This is a genomic window from Corallococcus sp. RDP092CA, assembly GCF_041903675.1.
Taxonomy (GTDB): Bacteria; Myxococcota; Myxococcia; order Myxococcales; family Myxococcaceae; genus Corallococcus.
Map to the genome: position 1 here is coordinate 34978 of NZ_JAYESI010000022.1, position 20044 is coordinate 55021.

General features: G+C 73.6%; 15 protein-coding genes. 4 read left to right on the forward strand and 11 right to left on the reverse strand.

Features of this window, described 5'->3' with window-relative positions; translation table 11 throughout:
• The 8 genes from U8525_RS22705 to U8525_RS22740 all read right to left on the reverse strand — a co-directional run bounded on the left by U8525_RS22705 (position 1) and on the right by U8525_RS22740 (position 11328).
• Positions 1 to 1782, reverse strand: a complete 1782-nt coding sequence (locus U8525_RS22705; protein WP_374268381.1) for a monovalent cation:proton antiporter-2 (CPA2) family protein — start codon at positions 1780 to 1782, stop codon at positions 1 to 3.
• A 75-nt stretch (positions 1783 to 1857) separates the two neighbouring features.
• Positions 1858 to 3588, reverse strand: a complete 1731-nt coding sequence (locus tag U8525_RS22710) for an ATP-binding protein (RefSeq protein WP_374268382.1) — start codon at positions 3586 to 3588, stop codon at positions 1858 to 1860.
• A 111-nt stretch (positions 3589 to 3699) separates the two neighbouring features.
• Positions 3700 to 4767 (reverse strand): chemotaxis-specific protein-glutamate methyltransferase CheB, encoded by a 1068-nt coding sequence (cheB, locus tag U8525_RS22715; protein ID WP_374268383.1) that lies wholly within the window; start codon positions 4765 to 4767, stop codon positions 3700 to 3702.
• Positions 4764 to 6920: a response regulator gene (locus U8525_RS22720; RefSeq protein ID WP_374268477.1), complete on the reverse strand. Its 2157-nt coding sequence runs from the start codon at positions 6918 to 6920 to the stop codon at positions 4764 to 4766. The genes cheB and U8525_RS22720 overlap by 4 nt, the downstream gene beginning before the upstream one ends.
• 9 nt (positions 6921 to 6929) lie before the next feature.
• Positions 6930 to 8573, reverse strand: a complete 1644-nt coding sequence (locus U8525_RS22725; RefSeq protein WP_374268384.1) for a methyl-accepting chemotaxis protein — start codon at positions 8571 to 8573, stop codon at positions 6930 to 6932.
• Positions 8570 to 9184, reverse strand: a complete 615-nt coding sequence (locus tag U8525_RS22730) for a chemotaxis protein CheW (RefSeq protein ID WP_374268385.1) — start codon at positions 9182 to 9184, stop codon at positions 8570 to 8572. Before U8525_RS22730 ends, U8525_RS22725 begins: the two co-directional genes overlap by 4 nt.
• A 12-nt stretch (positions 9185 to 9196) precedes the next feature.
• Positions 9197 to 10846: a CheR family methyltransferase gene (locus U8525_RS22735; protein WP_374268386.1), complete on the reverse strand. Its 1650-nt coding sequence runs from the start codon at positions 10844 to 10846 to the stop codon at positions 9197 to 9199.
• Positions 10843 to 11328, reverse strand: a complete 486-nt coding sequence (locus U8525_RS22740; protein ID WP_374268387.1) for a chemotaxis protein CheW — start codon at positions 11326 to 11328, stop codon at positions 10843 to 10845. The genes U8525_RS22735 and U8525_RS22740 overlap by 4 nt, the downstream gene beginning before the upstream one ends.
• A 215-nt stretch (positions 11329 to 11543) precedes the next feature.
• Here U8525_RS22740 and U8525_RS22745 point away from each other — a divergent pair, with 215 nt between their 5' ends.
• Entirely contained in the window at positions 11544 to 13130 is a 1587-nt protein-coding gene (locus U8525_RS22745; protein ID WP_374268388.1) for a phytoene desaturase family protein, read from the forward strand.
• Between the two features lie 11 nt (positions 13131 to 13141).
• Here U8525_RS22745 and U8525_RS22750 read toward each other — a convergent pair whose 3' ends face one another.
• Together U8525_RS22750 and U8525_RS22755 are read right to left on the reverse strand one after the other, a co-directional pair.
• A complete protein-coding gene (locus U8525_RS22750) occupies positions 13142 to 13510 on the reverse strand; it encodes a VOC family protein (protein ID WP_374268389.1) in 369 nt (122 codons plus the stop codon).
• Positions 13511 to 13676: 166 nt separating this feature from the next.
• Entirely contained in the window at positions 13677 to 15461 is a 1785-nt protein-coding gene (locus U8525_RS22755; protein ID WP_374268390.1) for a methyl-accepting chemotaxis protein, read from the reverse strand.
• A gap of 319 nt (positions 15462 to 15780) precedes the next feature.
• Between U8525_RS22755 and U8525_RS22760 the strand changes: the two genes are divergently transcribed.
• From U8525_RS22760 to U8525_RS22770, 3 genes are all read left to right on the forward strand, one after another.
• Positions 15781 to 15990: a CsbD family protein gene (locus U8525_RS22760; protein ID WP_374268391.1), complete on the forward strand. Its 210-nt coding sequence runs from the start codon at positions 15781 to 15783 to the stop codon at positions 15988 to 15990.
• A 712-nt stretch (positions 15991 to 16702) separates the two neighbouring features.
• On the forward strand, positions 16703 to 17659 hold the full coding sequence (locus U8525_RS22765) for a universal stress protein (protein ID WP_374268392.1): 957 nt from the start codon (positions 16703 to 16705) through the stop codon (positions 17657 to 17659).
• A 37-nt stretch (positions 17660 to 17696) separates the two neighbouring features.
• Entirely contained in the window at positions 17697 to 19562 is a 1866-nt protein-coding gene (locus tag U8525_RS22770; protein ID WP_374268393.1) for an ABC transporter ATP-binding protein, read from the forward strand.
• Here the strand turns inward: U8525_RS22770 and U8525_RS22775 are convergent, their stop codons facing one another.
• Positions 19563 to 19922: a thioredoxin family protein gene (locus U8525_RS22775; protein WP_374268394.1), complete on the reverse strand. Its 360-nt coding sequence runs from the start codon at positions 19920 to 19922 to the stop codon at positions 19563 to 19565.
• Between the last annotated feature and the right edge of the window lie 122 nt (positions 19923 to 20044).

The following is a 20044-nucleotide window of genomic DNA, read 5'->3' on the forward strand; positions in this document are numbered from 1 at the left end:
TCAGGCCGACTCCTGCTCGGCTTCGTCCTTCTCGAACAGCTGCTCCAGCTCGCGGCGCGCGCGGACGATGACCTCCATCATCTTCTTCTCGTCCTTGAAGACCTTGGCGCTCTCCAGCATCAGGGCCTCGTCGTGCTCGCGGAAGCGCTCCACGGAGCGGCGGGCCTCCGCGAAGGTGAGGCCCAGCTCCTGGAGCACGTCGCCGGCCATGGCGAGGCTCGCGTCGAACGTCTCGCGCACCAGGTGGGTGACGCCCAGGTCCAGCAGGCGGTACGCGTGCTCGCGGTTGCGCGCCCGCGCGTAGAGGGTCAGGTGCGGGAAGTGCTCCTTCACCATCTGCGCGGTGCGCAGGGACGCGGCCATGTCGTCGATGGCCAGCACGAACACCCGGGCCTTCTCCGCGCGGGCCGCGCGCAAGAGGTCCAGCCGGGACGCGTCGCCGTAGAACACCTGGTTGCCGAAGCGCTGGATGAAGTCGATGTGCTCCGCGCTCGCGTCGATGGCGGTGAACCCGATGCGGCGGGCGCGCAGCAGGCGGGCCACCACCTGCCCCACGCGCCCCATGCCCGCGATGATGACCGGGTGGTCCTCCTCCGGGGACACGTCGTACTCGCGCTGCGGGCCCTGGCGCTGGAAGCGCGGCGCCACCCAGCGCTCGTGGAGGGCGGACAGGAACGGCGTCACCACCATGGACAGGCCCACCACCAGCACCAGCAGGTCCGCCTGCGCGCGGTCCATCACGTGGAAGGACACCGCCAGGGAGAAGAGGACGAAGGCGAACTCACCGCCCTGTGAGATGACCACCGCCAGGCTCTCCGCGCCGCCCGGCTTCTTCAAGCCCACGCGCCCCAGGCCGTAGAGCACCAGCGCCTTGAGGGCGGTGAGGCCCAGCACCAGCGCCAGCACGCGCAGGGGCTCGCGCGCGAGCAGCGCCAGGTTCACGGACATGCCCACGGCGATGAAGAACAGGCCCAGCAGGAGGCCCTTGAAGGGCTCGATGTCCGCCTCCAGCTCGTGGCGGTACTCGGACTCGGACAGCAGCACGCCCGCGAGGAACGCGCCCAGCGCCATGGACAGGCCCACCGCGCTGACCAGCGCCGCGGTGCCCACCACCACCAGCAGCGCCGTCGCGGTGAACAGCTCCTGGCTGTGCACGGACGCCACCGCGCGGAACACCGGCCGCAGCAGGTAGCGGCCCGCCACCACCACCACCAGCACCGCGCCCACGGCCTTCAGCGCCATCAGCCACCCGGGCTCCGTGGAGGGCGCGTCGGAGGTGCCCAGCAGCGGCAGCGCGGCCAGGAGCGGAATCACGGCCAGGTCCTGGAACAGGAGGATGCCGAAGGCCATCTGCCCGTGCTCGGTGGTGAGCTGGTTCTTCTCCGCGAGCAACTGGAGCGCGAACGCGGTGGAGGACAGCGACAGGCCGAAGCCCGCGATGAGGGCCGCGCCCCAGGCCAGGCCCAGCGCCCTGCCCACTCCCGCGAGCAGCACGCCCGTCAGCACCACCTGCGCGCCGCCCATGCCGAACACGTTGCGGCGCAGGCTCCACAGGCGCGACGGCTGGAGCTCCAGGCCAATCACGAACAGCAGCAGCACCACGCCCAGCTCCGCGATGTGGAGGATGTGCTCCACGTCGGAGATGAGCCCCGCGCCGTGCGGCCCGATGACCGCCCCCGCCGCCAGGTAGCCCAGCACCGAGCCCAGCCCCAGCCTCTTGAACAGGGGCACGGCGACCACCGTGGCGGCCAGGAACACCAGCGCCTGATGCAGGAAGGACATAAGGCGCCTGCATGGCACGCTGAAGGCCACCTCGGCAACAGGCGTGGGAGGTGGCCCCCTCAGGGCCGCGCGGCGTCAGTGCTCGTAGGTGTCGCGCGGGCGCGCGCTGCCGGCGGAGGACTGCGGCGCGGTGCCGGGGAGCCCCTGGTGCGGCGCCACGGGCAGCGTGAAGGTGAAGACGCTGCCGGTGCCCAGGATGCTCTCCGCGCGGATGGTGCCGCCGTGCGCCTCCACCAGGCCCTTGGCGATGGCCAGCCCCAGGCCGGTGCCGCGGGCGGCCGCGTCGCGCGCCTGCCAGTAGCGGTCGAAGATGTGCGGCAGCGCGTCCGGCGTGATGCCGTTGCCCGTGTCGCGCACGTCGAAGGACACCTCGTTGCCGCGCAGCACCGCCTTCACCGCCAGCGTGCCGCCCGGGGGCGTGAACTTCACCGCGTTGCCCAGCAGGTTGCCCATCACCTGGAGCACGCGGCTGCGGTCGCACTTCACGCGCGGGCCCTCGGTGGGCAGGTCCGCCTCCAGGTGCAGCCCCTTGGCCTCCGCCAGCGGGCGGATGGCCTCCAGCGCCTCCGTGGCCAGCGCCGCGGCGGTGTGCTCGCCCAGCTCCAGCGGCAGGTGCCCCGCCTCCAGGCGGCCCCAGTCCAGCAGGTCGGAGATGAGGCGCGACATGCGCTCCGCCGCGTCGTTGATGCGCGTGGCCTGCTTCGCCACCGCCTCGCCGCCCGGCTTGCCCGCCGTGCCGCGCAGGAGCAGCGCCGCGCCCAGCTGCACCACGCCCAGCGGGTTCTTCAGGTCGTGCGACACCACCGCGAGCAGGTCCTCGCGCGCGCGGGCCGCCCGGCGGGACTCCCCCACCAGCCGCGCGTTGTCGATGGCCAGGCTCGCGCGCAGGCACAGGTCCTCCGCCAGCGCCAGGTCGTCCGGGCCGTAGCGCCGCCCGGAGCCGGAGCTCACGAACGTCACCGCGCCCAGCGTGTGGCCGCGCGCGCGCAGCGGGATGATCATGTACGAGCGCGCCTGGAGCGCCTCCAGCATCGCCGGGTGCGCGGGCTCCGCCGCGGCCGCGCGCAGGAGCGACTCCGTCACCGCCGGCACCAGCTCCGGCTCGCCCGTGCGCAGCACGCGCAGCAGGCCCACCGGCGCGTCGTCGCGGAGCTCCGTGCGCATGGGCAGGCTCCGGGCGCGCTCCTGCTGCGTCGGGTCCAGGCACGCCACCGCCGCGCGGCCCACCCACGGGCCGTGCTCCAGCGCGTCCACCAGGCACCAGTCCGCCAGGTCCGGCACCGCCAGGTGCGCGAGCAGCGTGTACATGCCCTGCGGATCCGGCGGGTGGGTGAACAGCGTCGTCATCGCCTGGTAGAGGAAGGACCGGCGGCGCTCGGCCGTCTCCACCTCCGCGCGCGCGGCCTGCTCCAGCTCCAGGGCCCGGGAGTAGACGGCCTCGGCCTCCGTGAGCGCCCGCGCCGTCACCAGCACCGCCGGGGACGCGTCCGCCTCCGAGCCCAGCGGCGTGAGCACCAGCGCGTGCCGGCGGACGCCCCGCGGGCCCGGCCAGGGCGCCTCCACGGTGGCGGGCTCGCGCAGCGTCACCACGCGCACGCGCGCGGCCTCCAGCGCCGTCAGCGCCTCCTGCGGCAGCCCCAGCTCGCTCCAGTGCCGGCCCGAGAGCGCGCACGCCTCGCGGCCGAGCGCCCGGGCGCCCGCAGCGCTACACGACACCAGCCGCCCCGTGCCATCCAGCAGGTAGGCAGGGTCGGGGATGGCGGCGAACACCGCTTCGTAGGCCAGTCCGGTCGTGGGAGCGCTCATCGGGAAGAGGGGACGTGGGGACGCCCCGATTGGACTCGATATTGACACTCCGGGCCAGGGGCGCCATTCCGCTCGGGCCCGCGCGCGGATGAATTTCACTCAACCAACACTTCAGGTGAGCCGCCCCGCGGGCTGGAGCAGGGCCAGCAGCCGCCGGGGAATCTGCCCGAGCGGCAGGACCTCGTGCGCCAGGTTGGCTGCCACCACCACGGCGGGCATGCCGTAGACCACGGACGTCGCCTCGTCCTGGGCGATCACCCGCCCGCCCGCCTGGTGCAGGTCCCGGATGCCGTCCAGGCCGTCCTGGCCCATGCCGGTGAGCACCACCGCCAGGGCCGTCTGCCCGTAGGCGCGGGCCACCGCGCGGAAGAGCCAGTTGGCGGACGGGCGGAAGCCCTGGATGGGCGCGGCGCCGGACACCTGCGCGCGGTGGTCCTGGGTGACGCCCAGGTGCTTGTCGTCCGGGGCCAGGTACACGGTGCCGGGGGCCAGCGGCTCGCCGTCCTCGGCCACCTTCACCTGGAGCTTCGTGGCCGTGCCCAGCCACGTGGCCAGGCCGGAGCCGAAGCCCAGCGCGATGTGCTGCACCACCAGGATGGGGGGCGGGGGCGCCTCCCGGGCGCCCAGGTCGGAGAGGATGCGGTAGAGCGCGGCGGGGCCTCCGGTGGAGGCGGCCATCGCCAGCACGGCCGGCGGGCGGGCGCCGGGCGTGGGCGTGGCCTCCGGCGGGGTCTGGGGCGGGGTGGCGCGGTCCGGCCAGCGGCGCACCACCTTCACCTGGGCCATGGCCTTGAGCGTGTCGCGCAGGCGGCGGCTGTCCGCCTCGAAGTCCGACGACTCCGGGCCCACCGGCTTCTGGAGCACCGCGAGCGCCCCGGCCCTCAGCGCGGCCATGGACGTCTGGATGTCGCGCTCCACCAGCGTGGACACCACCACCACCGGCGTGGGCACCTCCGTCATGATGCGGCGGGTGGCGTCCAGGCCGTCCATGCGCGGCATCTGGATGTCCATCGTCACCAGGTTCGGCTGGAGGCGCTGGCACAGCTCCACCGCCTCCAGGCCGTCCTTCGCCTCGCCCACCACGGTGAGCGCCGGGTCGGTGCGCAGGATCTCCACCAGCAGCCGCCGGGCGGTGGGCGAGTCCTCGGCCACCAGGATGCGCAACGGTTCGGTCTTCATAGCAGTCGCCTCAGGGTCTCCAGCAGGCTCGTGGGGTCAAACGCGCTCTTCACGATGTAGGCGCTCGCGCCGGCTTGCAGGCCGCGCGCCTTGTCCTCGGGCTTCTCGCGCGACGTGACGAGCACCACCGGCACCCGCCCGAAGCGGGGAGAGGTGCGCACGGCCTCCGTCACCTGGAAGCCGTCCATGCGCGGCATCTCCACGTCCAGCACCAGCGCGTCCGCGCCGCCGGCCTGGAGCCGCTCCCAGGCCTCCGCGCCGTCCGCGCACGCGGTGACGTCGTAGCCGGCGCTCTCCAGGATGCTCTGCTCCAGCATGCGCGTCGTGGGCGAGTCGTCCGCCAGCACCACGCGCCGGCGCGCCACCCGCTCCTTGGGCGTGGGGAAGAACTGGGCGGAGGGGCGCCCCCCCGCGGCCCGCACCAGCGACGCGGGGCTGAGGAGCAGCGCCATGCGCCCATCCGGCAGCACCGCCGCGGCGGCCACGTGCCGCGCGCGCTTCACGCGGCTGCCCAGGGAGCGCACCAGCACCTCCTGCTCCGCGATGACCTCGTCCACCACCAGCGCCGCCTGCGCGGTGCCCGCGGACAGCACCACCGCGGGGGGCCGCGCCCGGGGCGGCCCCGGGGGCAGGTCCAGCACGCCCGCGAGCGACGCCAGCGGCACCAGCGCCTCCGGCGTCACCCAGGACATGCGGCCCTCCACCTCGCGCACGTCGGCGGGCGACAGGCGCAGCAGCCGGTCCACGCCCTCGCTGGCGAGCGCCAGCACCTGGCCGCCCACGGACACCAGCAGCACGCGCAGGGTGCTCAGGGTGAGCGGCACGTCCAGCGTGAAGCGGGTGCCCTGGCCCGCCTTGAAGGCCACCTCCACGCTGCCGCGCAGGGCCTCCACCTGGGCGCGCACCACGTCCAGGCCCACGCCCCGGCCGGACACCGCCGTCACCCTCCGCGCGGTGGACAGGCCCGGCAGGAACACGAGCCGCGCCGCCTCCTCGTCGTCCTCGGGCGCCTCCAGGCCCCGGGCCCGCGCGCGCTCGCGCAGGGACTCCAGGTCCAGGCCGCGGCCGTCGTCCTCCACCGCCACCTCCACCCGGCTGCCGCGCAGCCGCGCGGACAGCACCACGCGGCCCTCCTCCGGCTTGCCGTGGCGCGCGCGCTCCTCCGGCGCCTCCAGGCCGTGCGCCACCGCGTTGCGCACCAGGTGCAGCAGGGGCTCGCGCAGGGACTGGAGCAGCGAGCGGTCCAGCTCCAGCCCGCCGCCGTGCACCTCCATGCGCACGCGCCGGCCCAGGCCGTGCGCCACGTCGCGCGCGGCGCGCTCCAGGCCGGTGCAGCCCTCCTCGAAGGGGAGCATGCGCGAGCGGCGCACCTCGTCATCCAGGCCGGTGGAGGACTGGAACAGCGCGCGGCGGTCCTGCGCCAGCACGCGCGCCACCCGCGCCAGCTCCAGCTCCACGCGGCGCAGCGTCGCCTCGGACTGCGTGCCGCGCACCGCCTCGCGCAGGCCGGCCACCTCGTCGCGCAGCGCCTCCAGGGACTCGGCGTGGCCCTCCAGGCGCAGCATCGCCACGCGCAGCTCGCCGCTGCGGCCCAGCAGCGCGTCCAGCTTCTGCCCGGACACGCGCACCGGCAGCGTCTCCCCGCTGACCTGCGCGGGGACGGGGAGCTCCGGCTCGGGCGCCTCCGGGGGCGGCTGCCCGCCGGCGGGGGGCGGCGCCGGCCTCGGCGCGGTGCCGGGCGCCGACGCCCGGGCCGGCGCGCCGTGCGCGGCCTGCTCCAGCTGGGGCAGCAGCGCCTCCAGCGGCGAGCCGGCCAGCTCCTGGCGCGACGCCAGGCGGCGGCCCGCGTCGTCCAGCGCGTCCACCGTGGCGAAGCACAGCTCGAAGAGGTCCGGCGCGGGCGCGCGCCCGTGGATGAGCGGCTCCAGCACCTCCTCCATGCGGTGGCAGGCGTTCTCCACCATGCTGGTGCTGGCCGCGCGCGACGCGCCCTTCACGCTGTGCAGCGTGCGCAGCAGGCCGGGGATGAGCTCCCTCGCGCGCGCCGGGGCCTGCTCCAGCGCGAGCAGGTCCCGGTTGAGGGACACCACGTGCCCCTCCAGCTCCTCCAGGAACGAGTCCAGCAGCGCCTGCGCCAGCCTGTCGCGGTCCATGGGCATGGGTTAGCGCCCGAACTCCCCGAGCAGCCCCTTGAGCTTCTGGCCCATGGCGTTGATGTCCTGCATCGCGCGCTCCGTCTGCCGCGACGAGATGAGCCCCTGCTGCGTGGCCTGGTTCACGTCGTGCATCGCCTGGCGGATCTGCCCGATGCCGGTGGCCTGCTGGTTGGCGGACGCGGCGATCTGCGCGGCCGTGAGCGACGCCTGCGTGAGCAGGTCCGCCAGCTGCTGGATGGTGGCGCCGGCCTCCGTGACGACGCGCGTGGCGGCGGACACGCTCTTGGTGCCCTCCTCCGTGGTCATCACCGCGCCGTGGGTGGCCTTCTGGATCTGCCCGAGGATCTGGCGCACCTGCGAGGTGGCCTTCTTGGACTGGTCCGCCAGGGCCTTCACCTCGGAGGCGACGACGGCGAAGCCGCGGCCGTGCTCGCCCGCGCGGCTCGCCTCGATGGAGGCGTTGAGCGCGAGCATGTGCGTCTGCTCGGAGATGTCATTGACGGTGGTGATGATGTCGCCAATGGCCTGGGCCTGCTCGGCCAGGGCGAGGATGCGCGACGCGATGGACTCCACCTGCTCGCGCACGGCGCCCATGGCGGACACCGCCTCCTCCACGGCGCGGCGGCCGGAGCGGCCCACCTCCTCCGAGTGGCGGGCGGACTCGCTCACCGCGCGGGCGCGGCCGGCGGCCTCCTCCGACGTCTTGGTGATCTCCTCGATGGTGCTCACCGTCTCCGTGACGGCGGTGCCCTGCTCCTGGGCGCCGGCCACCTGCTCGGTGGTGCTGGCGAGGATCTCGGAGGACGCGCCGGCCAGCTGGTTGACGAACTCCGCCACGGTCTTGAGCGTGTGCTCGCGCTGCTCGGCCTGCTTCGCCAGCTGGACCTCCGCCTGCTGGCGGCGGTCGGCCATGGCGTTGAAGGCGCCGGCCAGGTCGGCCATCTCGTCCTTGCCGCGCACGTCGATGCGGTGGGTGAGCTCGCCCCGGCCCAGCTGCTCCGCGCCGAAGGTGAGCTTGCGCAGGGGGCCGGTGATGCCGCGGGTGATGACGAAGCTGCCCACGCCCACGATGGCCAGGCCCAGGAGCGTGCCCAGCGCCAGCACCCAGACGCTGCGCTGCGCGGCCTGGGTCGCGGCGTCGGAGTAGGTCTTCCAGCGGTCCTCCTCGGTCTCGCGCATGTCCGTGATGATCTCCCGGATGGCCTCCATCTCCCGCTGGCCCCGGTTGGTCTTCACGATGGCCTGGGCCGCCTCGAAGCCCTGCTCCCGGCGGACGCGGACGGTGTCCGCCAGCTCGTCCAGCTTGCTCGTGACCATCGGCTCCAGCTTCGCGAAGCGCGAGCGCTGGTCCGGGTAGCGGGCCATGGCGGGGCGCAGGGCCTCCAGGTCCGTGCGCAGCTCGGTCAGGGCGTTCTGGTACGGGCGCAGGTAGGACTCGTCGCCGGTGAGGATGAAGCCGCGCTGGCCGGTCTCCGCGTCCACGACGAGCGCGCGCACCTCGCGCAGCAGCTTGTAGTTGTTGTGGGCCTCCAGCAGGCCCTCGGTGGTGGTGGTGAGCTGCTGGGCGCCCTGGAAGGCCACGCCGGCGATGACCAGCAGGACCAGCAGGGACAGCCCGAAGCCCAGCGCGATGCGATTCCCGATGCTCATGCGACTCCTTCTTCGGACAGCTCGAACACGAGACGGTCGTCGGCGAGGAGGGCCTCCCCCTCCAGGACGAGCGTGCCGTCGGGGCCGACGCCGGACACCAGCGCGCCCGCTTCCTCTTCCAGGGAGGGCGGCGCGGGCAGCAGCTCCGCGCCCGCCAGCACCGTCACCTCCTCCACCTCATCCGTGCGCAGGCCCAGCTCCGCGCGGGCCGCGCCCACCACCAGCACGGGGCCGGTGCCCTGCGACGCGGGCCGGCCGAACAGGGGGGCCAGCTCCACCACGGGCAGCACCTCGCCGCGCAGCAGCGTCAGGCCGCGCAGCAGCGGCGGCGCGCCCGGCAGCGGGGTGAGCTCCGGCGCGCGCATGACCTCCAGGATGAAGCGCGACTCCAGGGCATACGCCTGGCCCGCGGCCTTGAAGCGCACCATCTCCCGCTGGCTGCCGGGCAGGACGGGGACCTCCGCCGGGCGGGCCAGGGCGCGCGCGCGCGCGTCGAGCGCTTCGCGGGCGGCCTCGTCGGAGAAGGTGTCGCGCGCCTCGGTGTCGCGCTCCAGCGCCTCCAGCCGGGCCCGGGCCTTGTCCCAGTCGATGTTTCCCTCGCGCTTCGCCATCCGCTCGCCTCGTCAGCCTTCCATCCGCTCCAGGCGCCGCGACTCCGCGCGGGCCACGTCCGCGAGCGCGCCGGCCCGCTCTCCCTCCGCCAGCGGCACCAGCGCCTCTGGCGGCAGCTTCCGGCACAGCCCCTCCGCCTCGCGGTAGGCCCGGGCGGCGGCGGCGGGTTGGTCCTGCCGGCGCAGCACGTGGCCCAGGAGCAGGTGGCCCACCGCGAGCCCCGGCTCCAGGTAGAGCGCCTGCCGGGCGGAGCGCTCCGCCTCGGTCAGCCGCGCCTGTCCCAGCAGCAGCAAGGCCTCCAGATACCGCAGACCGGCGACCAGTGGGTGACGAACCGAGGCCTCCGCGCACGCGAACAGCGCCGCGCGGGGATCCAGGTTGGCCAGTGCACGAACCGCGGCCAGGGCGCCCTCCGGGTCGGCGGACTGCGCGCCTGCTCGCCGCGCGGCCTCGCGCCAGTCGCCCCGGGCCAGCGCCACCCGCACGGCCTCCAGCGCCTCCACGCTGAGGGTGAAGCGGGGCCGCGTCCCGGACGTGGAGGCCTCGCCGGGGCGGACCGCCGGAGCCCTCGCGGCGGGCGCGCCGCGAGCGGGAGACGTCCCCGAGGCGGGAGCGCCGCCGCCCAGCAGGCCGGAGCCCGGGGCGGGTGCGCCGCCGGAGAGGCCGGTGCCCGGAGCGGGCCTCCCGGCGACCGGCGGCGCGGGGGGCGCCAGAGGAGGGGGGGGCTCGGTCCGCGCGGGGAGCGAACCGGAGCCGGGGGCCGCCACGGTGAAGGGCGTGCCGTCCGCGCGCAGCGGGGCCAGCGGCTGGAGCGGGACGAAGTGCCCGGCGCTCGCGCCGGCCAGGGGCTTGCGGTACAGCACGCCCCACTCGGTGAGGACGGGCTCGAACGGCGCGTAGTCCCCGAGCGGCGGATCCGACGGCCCCGTGAACAGGTAGCCCCCGTCATCCAGCGACGCGTGGAGCCTGCGCGCCACGCCCTCGATGGTGGCGCGGTTGAAGTAGATGAGGACGTTGCGGCAGAAGATGACGTCCAGCTGCCAGATGCCGCTCTCGGCCGACGGCCACGTCTCCAGCGCCAGGTTGAGGTAGCCCAGCTGCACGTGGCGCTTCACGTCCGGGGACAGCGAGTAGAAGCGGCCCTCCTGCGTGAGGTGGGGGCGCATGCGGTCCGCGGAGGGGCCGCGCAGGGACCAGTCCGTGTAGCGGGCCTGCTGGGCGCGGTGGAGCGCCGTGCGCGACACGTCCGTCGCGCGCACGGTCATGTGCTCCTCCCAGCCCTCGGCCATCAGCAGCGCGGCGATGGAGTAGGGCTCCTCGCCGGAGGAGCACGCCGCGCTCCACGCGCGCACCTGGTGGTCCGGCCCCAGGCGCTCGCGCAGCTCCGGCAGCACCACGCGGCGCAGGTGGTCGAAGTGCTCGTGGGTGCGGAAGAAGTACGTCTCCCCGATGGTGAGCTCGGTGAGCAGGTCGTCCAGGAGCGCGCTGTCGAAAGACAGCTCGCGCAGGTAGGCCTCCACGTCCTCCTGGTCGGCGCGGGCCATGGCGCGCTGGATGCCCTCCAGCGCGGCGGCCAGGCAGCTGGGCGCGGCGAGCCCCGCGCGCTCCTCCACCAGGGCGAGCACCTCCTTGAAGCCCGGGGGGAGGACGCCGCCAATCAAGCAGGCTCCGAGAGGGCCCCGAGCGCGGTGTCGAGTTGCAGGGCCTCCGCCTCGGAGAGGAAGGCGCGCAGGTCGTGCACGAGCACGAGCCCGTCCGGGAGCTTCGCGGCCCCGGCCACGTACCCCACGCCCGGCAGCTCCCGGGGGGAGGGGTCCCACTCCCCGGCGGTGATGGCGTGCAGTCCCTCGGCCCGGTCCACGCGCAGCGCCACCTGCCGTTGCCCGGCGCTGGCGACGATGAAGTGGTCCATGGGGGACAGCGCGCGAGCGGGGTGGCGGAAGCGGCGGCGCAGGTCCAGCACGGGCAGCAGGTCGCCGCGCAGGTTGAGCAGGCCCTCCACCACGTCGGGGGCCTGGGGCAGGGGCGTGAGGCGCGCGGCGCGCACCAGCTCGCGCACGTCCTCCACGGGCAGGCCATAGCGCTGCCGCTCCAGGGTGAACAGCAGGACTTCCTGTGGGCGGGCCTCCGAGGGGGGATTCATGGATGCGCGTGGCAGGCTACAGGAGGCCGGGCCCCCGGGGGATTCAGGATGTGGGCCCGTCTTCCAGAGAACGCTCTCCGGAGGACGAGCGCAGGTCCCGGCCAGGAGCCAACGTCTGGCGGGACGCTTGGAGTCCCGAGGAAACGCTTTTTCGTCCGGGCCGTCTGCCCGGGGGACAGTCGCCCGTCGGCATGGGGCCGGGCATCGTGAGGCACATGGTTCAGCACGTCATCGTCGTGGGCGCGGGCCCGGGGGGCCTGACGGCCGCCATCAACCTGGCGGGGCAGGGCTTCCGGGTCACCGTGGTGGAGAAGGACGCGGTGCCCGGCGGCCGGATGAAGGGGCTCACGCTGGGCCAGGACGGCGAGTACGCGCTGGACACGGGCCCCTCCATCCTCCAGCTGCCGGGCATCCTGAGGCAGACCTTCCAGCGCGCGGGGAGGCGGCTGGAGGACTACGTCACGCTGGTGCCGGTGGATCCGAACACCCGCGTGCACTTCTGGGACGGCACGCACCTGGACACGCGGCGCGACCTGGCGCGCATGGGCCGGGACCTGGAGGCCTTCGGCGCGGGCAGGGGGCGCGCGCTCCAGGAGTGGATGGCGGACGGGCGGCGGAAGTACGCGCTCGCGTACGAGAAGTTCATCTGCACGAACGCGGGCGGCCTGGACTACTACGCGCCCTGGCGGCTGGCGCCCACGCTGCGCTTCAAGCCGTGGCAGACGCTCTACAAGCAGCTGGACTCGTTCTTCCACGACGACCGGATGACGTACGCGCTGGCGTACCCGTCGAAGTACCTGGGGCTGCACCCGACGACGTGCTCGTCGGTGTTCAGCGTGATTCCGTTCATCGAGCTGGCCTTCGGCGTGTGGCACGTGCGGGGCGGCTTCCGGGAGCTGGCGCGAGGGATGATGAGGTGCGCGCAGGACCTGGGCGCGACGTTCCGCATGGGCGCGGCGGTGGAGCGCGTGCGCACGGAGGCGGGGCGCGCGGTGGGCGTCCGGCTGACGGATGGCGAGGTGCTGGACGCGGACGCGGTGGTGGTGAACGCGGACCTGGCGTACGCGGCGCGCAACCTGGTGGCGCCGGAGCTGCGCGAGGGCACGCGGCTGTCGGACGGGGCGCTGGAGCGGGCGAGGTACTCGTGCAGCACGTTCATGGCGTACTACGGGCTGGACACGACGTACGCGGACCTGCCGCACCACCTCATCTACCTGTCGGAGAGCGCGAGGCGCACGGACCGGGACGCGCTGGAGGACCGCACGGTGGACGTGGAGGATCCGCCCTTCTACGTGTGCAACCCGGGAGTGACGGACGGCTCGGGGGCGCCGCAGGGGCACTCCACGCTGTACGTGCTGGTGCCCACGCCGAACACGGCGCGTCCGGTGGACTGGGCGAAGACGGAGGTGACGCTGCGCGAGCGCATCCCGAGGATGCTGGAGAAGGTGGGCATCCGGGGGCTGCGCGAGCACGTGAGGGCGGAGCGCTACTTCACGGCGGAGACGTGGCGGGACGACTTCAACGTGTTCCGGGGCGCGGTGTTCAACCTGTCGCACACCTGGATGCAGTTGGGCCCGCTGCGGCCGCGCGTGAAGAACGCGCAGGTGGAGGGCCTGTACTTCGTGGGCGGCGGCACGCACCCGGGGAGCGGGCTGCTGACCATCATGGAGAGCGCGAACATCGCGGCGGACTACCTCACGCGCGAGGCGGGCCAGGGGCCGCTGAGGGGCTGGCCCTACGTGCCGCCGCTGGAGGACGACGGCGGCGCACAGGCGCCGCTCCGCGTGGCGCGGAGCGGCTGAGGCGAAGCGGGTCACGCGGCGCCGGGGCGGCAGCTCACCTCCACGAGGATGCCGCCGGGGGCGCGGCAGTAGACGAGGGTGCCCCGGTTGTTGCGGAGGACGTCGGACACCTCCAGGCCGTCGGCCTTCACGCGCGCATGGAAGGCGAGCACGGGGGCCTCGGAGTCCTGGAGGAAGCCGACGTGGAAGTCCTCGGGGAAGACGTCGGTGTCGCGCTTGCGGCGCTGGAGGATGAGCACGAAGCCATCCGTCCCGCCGAGCATGGCGATGGCGGGCGAGTCATGGTTCTTCGCGTGCGACGTGAAGCCGCAGTAGCGCGTGAAGAAGCGGGCGGTGGCCTGGACGTCGGGGACCTGCAAATCAAGGTGGTTCAGCTTCATGGTGGACCTCGCGAGGGCACACGCGTGCCTTCGAAGGGCCGTGGGTCCTGAATCCCGAGGGAGACGGACAAGGGCTTCCACCATGGAAGTGACCGGGGCTCACCGAACCGGTCCGCCGTTTTTCGACCGGCGTGGAGGCTAATGCCCTGGCGGACGGAATGCCAGACTACGACACGTACCGCTCCGCCAGCTCCGACACCTGCCCCGTCGCCTGGGCCACCGCCGTCGCCGCCTCCTGCGTCGTGCCCAGCTGCCGCAGCGTCGCGGCCATCAGCTCGTCCATCTCGCTCACCGCGCTGAACAGCTGATCCACGCCCGCGTGCTGCTGCGCCACGGCCTCCGCGATCTGCCGCACCGCCGCCGCGGACTCGTGCGTGAGCTTGATCAGCTCCCGCAGCCGCTCGCCGCTCTTGCGCAGCGGCACCAGCGCCGCCTCCACGCCCTGGGCGCTCTTGTCCGCGGTGACGACCGCCTCGCCCGTGGCGGCCTCCATGCCCTCCAGCAGCCCGCGCACCTGCCCCGTCGCCTTGATGGACTGGTCCGCCAGCTCGCGCATCTGCCGGGCCACCACCGCGAAGCCCCGGCCCTGCTCGCCCGCGCGGCTCGCCTCGATGGCCGCGTTGATGGCCAGCATGTGCGACTGGTCCGCCAGCGACTTCACCACCTCCGACACCCGGCCCACCTCGCGGGCCCGCGTGCCCAGGTCCACCACCTGCTGGTTCAGCCCGTGCGTCAGGCCCCGGATGTCGTCGAGCCCCTGCTCCGTGCCCGCCAGCGACTCCTCGCCCAGCCTGCCCATGGCCGCGGCGCGCTCCGCCACCTGTAGCACGCTCCCCGCGCGGCTGGCCGCCAGCCTCGACATCTGCTGGATCTCCTGCGCCGTCGTGCGCGCCTGGTGGATGGCCGCCGCCTGCCGCGACAGCGTGCGGTTCTGCTGGTCGCTCGCCTCCGTCAGCCGCGTGCCCGCCTTCGCCAGGTGCCCCGCGGACGAGCGCAGCGACCGCGGCAGCTCCTGCAACTGCTCGTAGAGCAGCCACGTGCGCGCGGACAGGTCGCCCAGCTCATCCGTGGACACCCACTGCGGCGGCGCCGCGCGGCCCTCCACCAGCGCGTCCAGCGACGCCCCCACCGCCCTCGCCCCCTGCGCCAGCCGGCGCGCCGCCCACGCCGCCGTGAAGATGGCCCCCAGCGCCGCGAACCCGCCCAGGAGCGCCACCGGCAACGTCAGGTCGCGCTGCAGCGGATGGATGCGCGAGCGCACCCGCGCCGCGCCCTGGTACTCGCCCGACAGCTCCAGGTCGTCCGCCAGCGCGGACAGGTTCTTCTCCAGCCGCAGCTGCAGCGTGGCGATGCTCGTGATGCACGTAATCAGCAGCGCGGACACCACGATGGCCGGCAGGAACCAGCTCTGCCGCGGCAGGAACAGCCCCTCGCCAGGGGGGCGCTCGTGCGGCGCCCGGCGGAACGCCTCCAGCGTCACCGCCGCCAGCGCCTTCTCGTAGAGCATGTACATGATGGGCGCGCTGAAGAGGCCCGCGCTCATCGCCACCGCCACGCCCACCAGGATGACGCGCGGCGGCCGCTCCAGCGCCAGGCCGATGGCGCCGTTGAAGAAGATGCCGCCCAGGAACCAGCCCGCCTGCGCCTCCACGAACGTGAGCACGCCCGGCAGCCGCAGCAGCCGCCCCAGCCGCTCCGCCGGGTCCGCCTCCGCCTCCACCGCGTGCCGGAGCAGCGCCCCCACCGCCCCGATGGGCACCACCAGCGCCAGCCCGCCAATCACGATGGGCGTGACGACGCCCAGCACGAACCCCGCGCTGCTCGCGTCCACGTCCAACAGCTGCATGTCGACGTAGATGGCCGGCGCCACCGCCACCGTGACGACCAGGGTCCGCAGCAACAGCAGCTTGAAGAGCAACGCCTGGGTCGACGTGGGTGATGGCTGTTTCATCAGGTGACGGATCCGGGGACCGCGCAAGCCTGAGCGGGAAGCGCGGGTGCGTCAATGCAACGTCCACGTCTTGTCTCGGCCGGTGGCGTGGACTCCCGGGTCTCCGTGAATAACAGGGACGTGGCAGGTAGGCGGGGCGGGGCGCGTGTCGTCCCGGCGCGCGCCGCTCGCCGTCCCCTGCCGGACATCCTGGAGTGTCTCAACCCCGTCACGGCCCGCGGGGGGCAGCCATGCGGACGAGCCACCGCCGCCTGCCGCCGGCCCATGACGTGAGCACGTTCACTCCCACAACGATTCACCCGACGTCAGGAGGAACACCATGGGCGAGTGGACTGACAAGGCCAAGGGCAAGGTGAAGGAAACCGTGGGGGTCGCGACCGGCGACCGCTCCCTGGAAGCCGAGGGCAAGGCGGACACGCTCAAGGGCAAGGTCAAGGGCGTGGTCGAGGACGTGAAGCACGCCATCAAGGACAAGCGCGACGAGCGCGAGGAAGTGCGCCGCGGCGACGCGGAGCCCTCCCAGCGCTAGCTCGCGAGACACCCACCGCCGTTGAAACCGTTCGGGCCGCGGAAGCCAGCGCTTCCCGCGGCCCGGGCTGTCTTCACCGCGCGGCGCGCTACCGCCGGAGCTTGTCGCAGGGACACGCCACCTCGAGGAAGGTGGTGGACTTGCCGCTGAGCATCACCCAGAGACAGCGCAACACACAGGCTGTTCCGAACTCCCGGTAGATGAGTCCCAGGTTGGCAACCACCTCACGTCCGGTGATGACCCCGCGCATGTTCCCGCTCCCTTGCGTCCTGCCGTCCGACCCGCCGCCCACGGCCCCCCGCGGGGGCCGGGCAGAGGTCTTTGCAAAGGGCTGGCCGAGCCTCCGAAAACGCCCGGGTTCCCCAGCGTCGCGCGGTGGACGTTCCAAGCCGTTGAAACAGCGGCCCTGAACGCCCGCCTGCCCTGGAGTCCTTGAACGAAGCGGTGCGGCGCCCTGAAAACGTTACAGCGCCAGGCCCCGGCCAGGGACCGGAAGGCCTGTTCGCCCGCGCCCACTCACGCGTCCCCTCGGGCCGTGCCGCTCGCGCGGTCCTCCGCCCGGCCGTGGGAGCGGCGTCCCTGCGAGACGGGTGGCACATGGACCGACGGAGCTGAATGTATGTCCATGAGGGCCCGCGTGAGCCGCCGCGCCTGAGACCCATGGGGTGCATCCCAGCGGCAGTGGTGGAAGGGAGTCGAGATGAGGCCAACCGTGTCTTCCGGAAGGACCCTGCCCCTGCTGCCCGACGGCCTCCTCCGCGCCCAGCGGGGGCTGCACCGGGTGGCGGTGGGGCTGGACTTCTCCCTCCAGTCCGAGTTCGCGCTGGCCCGCGCGCTGCGGCTTCCGCTCGCGTACGGGGCGGCCTTCAGCGTGCTGCACGTGAGCCCGTCGCTGGACGGCCACGCGGGCCCGGCCGGGGCGGTGGCTGGCGAGCGGTGCCTGCGCCGGTCCGTGACGTCCGCGGTGAGGCGGCTGCGGCAGCGGCCGGACGTGGACGTGCGCGAGGAGCTGCGCACCGGTGACGCGCCCCACGAGGCGGCGGAGCTGGCGAAGGACCAGGGCGTGGAGGTGCTGGTGGTGGGCCGGCCGCACCTGGGCCAGCCGGTGGCCCCGCTGCCGGAGGACTCCATGGTGATGCGGCTGGTGCGGGAGGTGGACGCGTCCGTGCTGGTGGTGATGCCGCACCCGGGCCGCGTCTACCACCGGCCCCTCGTCGCGGTGAACTTCTCGCGGGAGTCGCGCCGCGCGCTGGAGTTGACGATGCGCCTGTGTCCCGCGTCGACGCCCATCGAGGTGCTGCACGTGGTGGACCTGCGCGAGGAGGCGGCGGCCCTGCGCCGGCAGGACGTCCCCCTGGCGCGGGAGCTGCAACTGCGGCAGGAGCGCGAGGACGCGACGCGCAGGGCGCTCGGGCGCTTCCTGGCGCCGTACCGGGAGACGGGCCGCGTGCTGGAGAGCCGCCTGCGCTTCGGGGATCCGCGGGAGTGCATCCTCGCGGAGGCCCGGGAGGGCGAGTCGGACCTGCTCACGCTGGGCATGTCCTCCGAGGACCCGCCGTCCTCGCTGACGGAGGCCGTGCTGCGGCACTCGCCCTGCGACGTGCTCATCTCCCGGCACGTCGCCCCGCCCGCCTCCCTGCCGGACGGCGGGGTCGTCCCCGCCTCCTGAAAGCGGGGAAGTCCAGCGCGGTGGGTGCCGGAGCGTTATGAGGGGCGGCACCTTGCCACGTCCCCTGCCTCCGCCACCGCCGTCGTTCCGGGCCCGCTTGAAGAACGCGGGCGTCCTCTTCAAGCAGCTGCCGGGCACCTTCCACCTCTTCTGGCGGGCGAGCCCCCGGGGCGCGGTGGTGCTGGGCGTGCTCACGCTGGTGGCGGCGGTGCTGCCGGCGGGCATCGCGTGGGTGGGCAAGCTCATCGTGGACACGGTGGTGGCCGCGGCGAAGGGCGACGCGGCGGCGCACTCGCGCGTGCTGGGCCTGGTGGCCACGGAGTTCGCGCTGATGGTGGCCTCCGCGGTGGTGGACCGGGGGCTCACGCTCACCAAGGACCTCCTGCGCGCGCACCTGGGCAACCTGCTCAATGAGCGCATCCTCCAGAAGGCGCTGGAGCTGGAGCTCCAGCACTTCGAGGACTCGGAGACCTACGACAAGATGCAGAACGCGCGGCGCGAGGCGAACGCGCGCCCGCTGTCGCTGGTGATGCAGGCGTTCAGCATCGTGCGCAACGTCATCACCCTGTCCACCTACGCCGTGCTGCTGGTGGCGCTGTCGCCGTGGAGCGTGGTGGTGCTGCTCGCCGCGTCCGTCCCCGCCTTCATCGCGGAGGCGCGCCTGGCGGCGGAGGGCTTCCGGCTGTACTCGTGGCGCGCGCCGGAGGGGCGCAAGCTCAACTACCTGGAGTGGCTCCTCACGCGCGACAGCACGGTGAAGGAGGTGAAGCTCTTCGGGCTGGGGCCGCTGGTGCTGGGGCGCTACCGCGAGCTGTTCCAGAAGTTCTTCGCGGAGGACCGGGCGCTCGCGCGCAAGCGCATGGGGTGGGGCCTGGGGCTGGGCCTCCTGTCCCTGGCGGCCTTCTACGGCTGCTACCTCTTCGTCGCGAGCCGCGCGGCGTCCGCCGCCATCTCCGTGGGCGACATGGTGCTGTACCTGTCCGTGTTCCGGCAGGGGCAGGCCGCCTTCCAGGGCATCCTCACCAGCGTGGGCTCCATGTACGAGGACGCGCTCTTCATGAGCAACCTCTTCGCCTACCTGGACATCCCCACCGCGGAGGGGGCGCCCAGGCTGCCGCCCGCCGTCTCCCCGCCGCGCGGGAGGCGCAACGCCATCGAGCTGCGCGACGTGTCCTTCCGCTACGCGGGCAAGGACGCGTGGGCGCTGCGCAACGTGTCGCTCACGCTCAAGCCCGGCCAGAAGCTGGCGCTGGTGGGAGAGAACGGCGCGGGGAAGAGCACGCTGGTGAAGCTGCTGCTGCGCATGTACGAGCCCACGGAGGGCCAGATCCTCTACGGCGGCGTGGACACGGCGCGGATGGACGCGGACGACCTGCGCGGCCGCTTCGGGGCGGTGTTCCAGGACTTCGTGCGCTACCAGTTCAGCGTGGCGGAGAACATCGGCCTGGGGCACGTGCCCGCCCTGGAGGACCGGCCGCGCATCGAGCGGGCGGCGGAGCAGGGCGGGGCCAACTCCGTCATCGCGGCGCTGCCCGGCCAGTACGACGCGATGCTGGGCGGCTGGTTCGAGAAGGGCCAGGAGCTGTCCAGCGGCCAGTGGCAGAAGCTGGCGGTGTCGCGCGCCTTCATGCGCGACGACGCGGAGGTGCTCATCCTGGACGAGCCCACGGCCAGCATCGACGCGGAGGCCGAGCACGCCCTCTTCGAGCGCTTCCAGGCGCTGGCCGCGGACCGCATCGCCATCGTTATCTCGCACCGCTTCTCCACGGTGCGCATGGCGGATCAGATCGCCGTGCTCCACAACGGGACGGTGCAGGAGCTGGGCAGCCACGACGAGCTGATGGCGCTCGACGGGCGGTACGCGCACCTGTTCCGGCTCCAGGCGCGCGGCTACCGGGACTGATCAGGCCTGGGCCCTGGCGCCGCCGGGCAGGTGGTCCCGGATGACGCCCAGGAAGTACGGCTTGCCGTAGTACTGGCTCATCTTCCCCAGGAGCCGCCCGTTGCGGAACAGCAGGAAGGTGGGGATGCCATACAGGCCGAAGCGGGTGGCCAGGGGCTCGTGCTCGTAGGCGTTGACCTTGACGACGCGCATGGGGGCGCCGTCCAGCTCCCGGAGGAGCTCCGGTTCGGCGGCCGCGTAGATGTCGCAGTTGGGGCAGCCGGGACCCCAGAAGTCCACGACCACCAGCTCGTCGCGGGGCTCCAGGACGAGCGAGTCGAAGGTCTCGGTCGTCGCCTCGATGCTGATGGGATGCGCCATGGCGTCCTTCCTAACGCCCGGGGGGCCGGGCTTCCATCCAGGCCGCCAGGCCTCGGGGCAGGCGGCCGGGGGGGATGGCGGGGGCGGGCGTGTCAGGTTGTCCAGATATGTCTACAGGCGTC